The organism is Chamaesiphon sp. OTE_8_metabat_110 (genome assembly GCF_031382685.1).
GTDB lineage: Bacteria > Cyanobacteriota > Cyanobacteriia > Cyanobacteriales > Chamaesiphonaceae > Chamaesiphon.
Map to the genome: position 1 here is coordinate 1 of NZ_JANMZA010000069.1, position 2,298 is coordinate 2,298.

Sequence of the window (2,298 nt, forward strand, 5' to 3'; positions counted from 1 at the left end):
ATTCACCGTCCGCACGTCGCCCAAGCGACTGATGACTTCACCACTGCGATGCGCGTCGAAATATGTCAGCGGTAGCCGCAACAGATTGAAGCCATAATCAAGCGTCAAGCCCAGTTGCAATCGCTGTCCGAAATGTCCGACTAAATGCGACTGAATCAAACCGATCGCACTCCGGAAGACATTCATGGCAATTACCGCGATCGATACTGTCGTCAGCAATTGCACGTCGCCCCGCACCAAGACATCATCGGTGAGTACCTGCATCAAGATCGGCATTGCCAGCGCCAAGATCCCGATCGTGATATTGATTGCCGTTGCTTGGATCAATAACCAGCGATAGGGAAATACCCGCCGCAAAAAGCGCCCAAAGCCGCCGACGCGATCGTTGGGCTGCTCGTAAAATCGCACCTCATCCGGCTGGAGGATCAGCATAATCCCATTCGACCAGCTCTCCAGCAATTCTTGCTTCGTGATATGACGAATCCCAACAGCCGGATCGGCGATCGTGTATTTCTTCCCGCGCTGGTGATAGAGGACGACCCAGTGATTGCCCTTCCAGTGAATTACAAATGGCAGTGGTGCTTCATTGAGATGCTCGATCGCTTGCTCTGTCGCCTTTGCTTGCCGCGCGTGAAAGCCCAACGCCTCCGAGCCGCGCCGCAAACCCAATAAAGAGGTACCTAAAGCTCCCGTCCCCACTGCTTCGCGAATCCTCGACATGGCAAAGTTCCGCCCGTAGTGTTTGGCAACGGTGGCTAGACAGGCGGCTCCGCAGTCTTCTTCGCTATGTTGGAGGATGCAGGCGTAGCGCATGGAGTTGGTACGATTGAGAAGATTAAAAACTGCGATCCGATCGGGGCGTGATGCTTCAGATCGGTAGAAACTTTTATGGCGATCGAAATCCCGTGTTACCCCCCCAACCCCCCCGAATATGCGCGGATGCGCGCACTGTTCGGGTTCCCCGACAGTGTAAGCGCACCAAGCAGGGGGGGCTTTGTCTTACTCCCTCCCCTTTATAAGGGGAGGGCTGGGGTGGGGTAACACAGACTACGCAGTAACTCCAAACCCCAAATCACCTAATGGACGAGAAATTTTGCAAAGGCAAATTTTAATTTAGGATTTTTAAAGTCAAATCTGCCGATCGCAAGATCTTGCACCAGCACATCTGCGGTAATCGTCGGCTCGTTTGGCAACGATAATGTAAACGATTTGCCTTGACCGATCGAGTCATTTGCCAATACATTCAATCCCGATCCGGCGATCGCACTTGTCATCTCCGAACTAGTTGCTTCGCTACTATCAGAAGAGGCACTGGCAACAACACTCATCCCGCCACTGATACTGGCGGCGAGGGTATCGGACAACTCGATCGAGTGGAAATTTTGAGCAGTTGTGGCGGCATCAGCACGAGAATTTTTCATAGTAACTCCAGAGATTGTTAGTTGTTTGATTATTTCCAATCGATCGCCAAAACTAGTCCTTGCGATAAGGATATTTGCGAGCCAGTTTCACTAGCCGTATACCCGAAGACTCGATCGCCAGTACCAGTAACTTTTACGCTCGAAGTCGGATTATCGCCGAATGCGATACTCGCCCCATAACCAAAGGCGATCGATCCCACATCAGCAATCTGTTCGGCGTATGTTTTTGCGTATGCTCCAGCAAAGGTTAAGTCCCCAGAGGCAGCAGCATTAGCATTGACTTTTGCTCCCGCGCCACCAGAGATACTAGCAGCTAAAACGTCGGCAATTTCTTCAATATAAAAGTCCTTCAAAGACTGTTTATACAAGCTTTTGGTAGTTGTTTCGGTCATAAAATAATAATCTATGGGCGATTCGGACGCGCGATGGTACGCCACTACTTACTTATTTAAGAAAAGATTAATTTTCTCAGCAGTTGCTATTTTTGGCTACTAAGATCGTTTAAATTCATTGGTGAAGAACTAGAGAACAAAGGCGATCTAAATCGGTTCTCTAGTTCGATCGACTGGCGATAATTTAAGCTATTAGATCTGAGCTAAAATCATCGAGCGATTAGTTTACTGCTGCTACGCCAGTAACTTTTGTCGAAGAACCCATACCTTGAACCGCAGTGTTAATTACAACGCCGTTGGTAAACGTGCTGGAACCTAGTGCTTTGTTATCAGATTCACCGATTGCGGTGTTGCCTTTAATCACAGTTCCAGCAGCAATCAAACTACCAGACAGAAAACCAAATTTCACTGTTGTCAACGAGCTAGGCCCAAAATCAAAACCACCACTGATATTTTGAGCGGAATCATCAGACAGTTCGATCCAC

The 2,298-nt window shown here is 49.0% G+C and carries 4 protein-coding genes; all 4 read right to left on the bottom strand.

All coding sequences use genetic code 11. From position 1 onward, the window contains the following. A partial coding sequence (locus RMO52_RS02770) for a cysteine peptidase family C39 domain-containing protein (RefSeq protein ID WP_310410670.1) occupies nt 1-813 on the bottom strand: 813 nt, incomplete at its 3' end. A gap of 263 nt (nt 814-1,076) precedes the next feature. Continuing rightward, entirely contained in the window at nt 1,077-1,421 is a 345-nt protein-coding gene (locus RMO52_RS02775) for a hypothetical protein (RefSeq protein WP_309741675.1), read from the bottom strand. Nucleotides 1,422-1,450: 29 nt separating this feature from the next. After that, a complete protein-coding gene (locus RMO52_RS02780; protein WP_310410672.1) occupies nt 1,451-1,813 on the bottom strand; it encodes a hypothetical protein in 363 nt (120 codons plus the stop codon). 220 nt (nt 1,814-2,033) lie between these two features. Next, on the bottom strand, nt 2,034-2,298 hold a 265-nt coding region (locus RMO52_RS02785; RefSeq protein ID WP_310410674.1), incomplete at its 5' end, for a hypothetical protein.

Bases quoted from the DNA above. Each gene is read 5' to 3' on its own strand.
- RMO52_RS02775 (WP_309741675.1), bottom strand. From the start codon at position 1,421: ATGAAAAATTCTCGTGCTGATGCCGCCACAACTGCTCAAAATTTCCAC.
- RMO52_RS02780 (WP_310410672.1), bottom strand. From the start codon at position 1,813: ATGACCGAAACAACTACCAAAAGCTTGTATAAACAGTCTTTGAAGGAC.